Here is a 4396-nt window from a genome sequence, read left to right on the forward strand (position 1 = left end):
GGTCTGGCCGGAATTGCGGTACTTGGCGGTGATGGCGCCGGCGACGGCACGCTCGAGGTCGGCGTCGTCGAAAACGATGAACGGCGCGTTGCCGCCGAGTTCCATCGACACCTTCTTGACGGTGACCGACGACTTCTGGATGAGAAGCTTGCCGACCTCGGTCGAGCCGGTGAAAGTGATCTTCGACACCAGCGGATTGGCGCAGATCTCGTCGCCGATCTCGCTGGCCGAACCGGTCAGGATGTTGACGACGCCCTTGGGGAAACCGACTTCCTCTGCGAGCGCGCCCCAGGCGAGACCCGAATACGGCGTCTGCGACGCAGGCTTGACCACGGCGGTGCAGCCGGCGGCGAGCGCCGGGCCGAGCTTGCGGGCCAGCATCGAGGACGGAAAATTCCACGGCGTGATGGCGGCGATGACGCCAACCGGCTCCTTGGTCACCAGGATGCGGCGGTCCGCCCATGGCGACGGCACGACGTCGCCATAGGTGCGGCGACCTTCCTCGGCGAACCACAATATGTAGGACGCGGCCGAGCCGATCTCCCCCTTCGATTCGAACAGCGACTTGCCCTGCTCGATGGTCAGCAGTTCGGCCAGTACGTCCTGATTGTCCATCATCGCGTCGTGCAGCTTGCGCAGCAGCTTCGAGCGCTCGAGCGCGGTCGTCTTGCGCCAGGTCTTGAAAGCTTCCGCGGCGGCTTCGATGGCGCGGCGGGTCTCGGCCTTGCCCGACTTCGGCACGGTGCCGATCTTGAGACCGGTGGCAGGGTTGTTGACGTCGACCGTCTGGCCGCTGTCGGCCTGCACCCATTCGCCATTGATGAGATTGGCCTGCCGCATGAAATGGCTGGTTTTCTGAAGCATGCTATCCTCCGTTCGGCGCCCTGACGGGCGGGTCTGTGAAATCTTCGGTGCGCGTGCGCCATGGACTGAGGCCGGCACGCCGGAGCCACTGCTCTTTACCGAGGGCAAGGCACGCAAGCAATCGCAAGATGGCATATAGGGCTTGGGCCAGAGCGAGACGAGAGCAGGCTGACGTGCTTACACCGATGCCTTACCCGAAAACGTACAAGACAACAGTCAGCCAGAACGCGGTGGTGACGGCGGCGCAGGCCGTGGCGAGGGTCATCTGGTTCGACGCTAACGCCTGGCCGGTGTTGAACTGCACCGCGATCAGATAGGAATTGACGCCGGATGGCATCGCGGCCACCATCACCGCCACCTTGGCCGTCAAGGGCGGCATGCCGAGCAACCAGACGAAGACCAGCACCAGCGCCGGCATCAGGAACAGCTTCAGCACCGAAAGCGCCAACGCCGGCCGGACATTGCCCGATATGCCGAAACGGCGCAGGCTGAGCCCCATGGCGAACAGCGCCACTGGCCCGGCAGTGTCAGCCAGCGTATCGACCAGCCGCGTGGCAAGGTTCGGCAGCGGCGCGCCGGTTAGGCGCCAAGCCAGCCCGGCCAGGATACCGATGATCAGGGGATTGGTGAACAGTCTTCTCAGAAAGCTCTGGACGATGCGCAGCGGGTGTACGGGCTCACTGCCACCGCGGCCAAATATCTCGAACATGATGATCGAAGCCATCATCATGGTCGGCAGATGCACGGAAACGAGCAGCGACAGCACTTCGAATCCCCTGGACCCGAATACGCCGAGAACGAAGGGAATGCCCAGCAGCACTACATTCGAGAAGGACGACGACACTCCACCGACGATGCCTGCGCGTGCGTCCCGCCCGAAGATCCGCGTCGTCACCAGATGGCCGGCAGCCCATGTCATTGCAACCGCCGTGAAGTAAGCGCCCCACAGCGGCCAAGGCGCCACGCCATGGAAGTCGGACTTCACCATCGTCTGGAACAGCAGCAGCGGCATCGCCACGTTGATGGCAAATTCCGAAATCCCCTCGCCGCTCGCCGGCTTCAGATAGCCGGTGAGCCCGGCGAGGTAGCCGAGCGCGACAAGGCTGAAGACGAAAAGAACGGTTTCGGTGAGCGGAGACATTTTTACCGTGAGGGGCGGGTTCCCCGTGATAGGCGAGCCAGGACCGCGACGCAATCGCGCCTGAATTTGATCATCGTCGGCTGGCAGCGTTATAGAGGGCTTGGATCATCAGGGCGGACACGGACGACAAATAGCCTTTGTCCGACTCTCGAACCTCCGTCTTTTGCAGCGGGCATGGCTGACGGCTTCGTCGCCGCACTGCTTTGTCTTGCCGCGATCGCGCTTGCAGTTGCCGAGACGAAAAGCGACGCGCGCAGCGTCACCGATCGAGGCCGCATTCACGGCGACGCTGAAGGTATTCACCAGGGAAGCCTTCCGATGCAATGGCCTTCGCGCAGAACAATCTCGGGGATGTCAGCTGGAATCGGGCCAGCTATGGCGGCGGCAAGGCCGAATATCAAAAGGCGATCGGATTCTTCGAGAACGCCAAGCAGGGTTTTACCGAAGCCGGCTACACCATGCCATCCCTCTCACCGTCTACGCTTCTCGCCCACCGCGCCTTGTCTTTCGGCCGGCTTTACCGTCCCTATATGTCCTGCCACCGGAACCCCTTGCCGGGAACCGCAGAAGGATAGCGGATGATTCGATTTGCCTTGGCGTTGTTCCTGCTTGTTGTTCCCGGCGTGGCGCACGCCACGGATGCAGGCTGGGCGCTGCTGCGCGATGGCGGACACGTCGTGCTGCTGCGCCATGCCATGGTCACCGGCACCACCGATCCGGCCAATTTCGACATCGACAGCTGCGCCACCCAGATGAACCTGTCGGCGCGCGGCAAGCAGCAGGCGAGCAAGATCGGCGCTCTGTTTGCCGCTCGGGCGGCACCGATCGAGCGCGTGCTGTCCAGCCGCTATTGCCGCTGCCTCGACACCGCCCGCATCGCCTTCGAGGCCGACCCCGAACTCTTTGCACCGCTCGATCTCCTGAAAGGCGACGAGACGCAGAAGGCCGCGCAGATCGCTGCGATCCTGAAGGAAATCCGCGCCTATTCCGGCTCCGACAATCTGGTCATGGTCACCCATCTGGAAGACATCGTGGCACTGACCGGCATCTCACCGCGCGAAGGTGAGGCCGTCGTCGTCGAGCCGCAAGGCGATGGCCTGCGCGTGCTCGGCCGCGTCACCTTCTGAGCGTGCTGCGCGATCGCTGACGCCGAAAGCGGTGTTGCTGAAATGCCACCGTTGAAAGAAGCCGCAAATTCGCCGTGACAATGCCGCTTGCGACAACCCGTCGCAGGGGCTATAGGCGCGCTCCCGGTCACGAGAACCGAAGCGAGCACAACGGTTGGAGCTTTCGTCTCCGCCCGTGCAGGCGGCATTGCCGCCCTGTATACGGCGCCGCTTTGGGGATTGGGATCGCGGATGTAGCTCAACTGGGAGAGCGCCGGACATAATCCGGAGGTTGTGGGTTCGAGTCCCTTCATCTGCACCACGGATAGCTCAGTTTGGTTAGAGCATCAGATTGTTAATCTGACTGTCGAAGGTTCGATTCCTTCTCCATTGGCCTTGAAAAGCCATCCGAAAAACGGTCCGGGGACTGGAATGCGAAAGACTGGACGGGTGACCCAAGCCTTCGGGCGCGGATCATCCCAAGCGTCTTTCGCCATCGGCTCGCGGCCAGGCCCGCGGTGACGATCAAGGCGCGGTGTCGCCGGCAAGGGAGGCTAAGGCCTCCTGCGCCCGCTTCGCTGCCCCGCGATCCGCTCCCGAAGGCCCGCCACGGCTCGATGCCACCAGTCCCCGGATCATTCGTGCCCGGGCTACGACGCAAGAGACGACGTGAAACGAGAAACGAAGGGAAGATCGACGCATGACGTGACGCCTCGCATGGGGCCATGCCCGACAGGAGTAAGACAATGACCATTCTCGACAAGGTTCTTGGGCGCGAGCGCGTCTTCGTAAGGGAAAACGAACGTGCCCTCGCCCTCCACAAGGGGGAGATCAAGGCTGTCCTGCTGCCGGGCGAGCACTGGCTCGCCAACCGGCGCGGCAGCCTCGAAGTGTCTCGGCACGATCTGAAGAACCCGGAATTCGTTTCGGCATACGAGAAGGCGTTGTTCGACAAGCTTCCGGATGTGGCCGCGCGTCATTTCACCGTCGTTCGCACCGGGCGCACGGATGTCGCCGTCATCGAGCGTGACGGCAATCTGCACGCCGTGCTGGCACCGGACCGCAAGCTCGTGCTGTGGACGGATGCCGGCCCGTGGAAGGTGACGCTGATCGACACGTCAGTCGATCTCGCCATCGATGCGGCGATCATGCGCCGGCTCGGCCAGGCCCGGAAGGCGGAATTGATGTCCGTCCATCCGGTCGTCGATGGTCAGGCCGGACTGCTGTTCATCGACGGTGTCCTGGTCAGGACGCTGACGGCGGGCGTGCATGGCTTCTGGAACGT

The 4396-nt window shown here is 63.1% G+C and carries 4 protein-coding genes, 2 tRNA genes and 1 pseudogene; 5 read left to right on the plus strand and 2 right to left on the minus strand.

The annotated features are described in order from the left end of the window. Together EN991_RS24970 and EN991_RS24975 are read right to left on the minus strand one after the other, a co-directional pair. Positions 1–864 (minus strand): aldehyde dehydrogenase family protein (locus tag EN991_RS24970; RefSeq protein ID WP_127369759.1); only part of this gene is annotated, 864 nt, incomplete at its 3' end. A 190-nt stretch (positions 865–1054) separates the two neighbouring features. Then, on the minus strand, positions 1055–2005 hold the full coding sequence (locus tag EN991_RS24975; RefSeq protein WP_127369760.1) for an AEC family transporter: 951 nt from the start codon (positions 2003–2005) through the stop codon (positions 1055–1057). A gap of 323 nt (positions 2006–2328) precedes the next feature. Here EN991_RS24975 and EN991_RS41100 point away from each other — a divergent pair, with 323 nt between their 5' ends. The 5 genes and pseudogenes from EN991_RS41100 to EN991_RS25000 all read left to right on the plus strand — a co-directional run. Then, positions 2329–2580: a hypothetical protein gene (locus EN991_RS41100; protein WP_024501274.1), complete on the plus strand. Its 252-nt coding sequence runs from the start codon at positions 2329–2331 to the stop codon at positions 2578–2580. 3 nt (positions 2581–2583) lie between these two features. Continuing rightward, positions 2584–3132, plus strand: a complete 549-nt coding sequence (locus EN991_RS24985) for a histidine phosphatase family protein (RefSeq protein WP_064993694.1) — start codon at positions 2584–2586, stop codon at positions 3130–3132. A gap of 227 nt (positions 3133–3359) precedes the next feature. Then, a tRNA-Tyr gene (locus EN991_RS24990) sits at positions 3360–3433 on the plus strand. Positions 3434–3435: 2 nt separating this feature from the next. Then, positions 3436–3505 (plus strand) — tRNA-Asn (locus EN991_RS24995). A 352-nt stretch (positions 3506–3857) separates the two neighbouring features. Then, positions 3858–4396: pseudogene (locus EN991_RS25000) on the plus strand (slipin family protein); the annotation flags it as partial.

The organism is Mesorhizobium sp. M7A.F.Ca.US.005.03.2.1 (assembly GCF_003997795.1).
Taxonomy (GTDB): Bacteria; Pseudomonadota; Alphaproteobacteria; order Rhizobiales; family Rhizobiaceae; genus Mesorhizobium; species Mesorhizobium ciceri.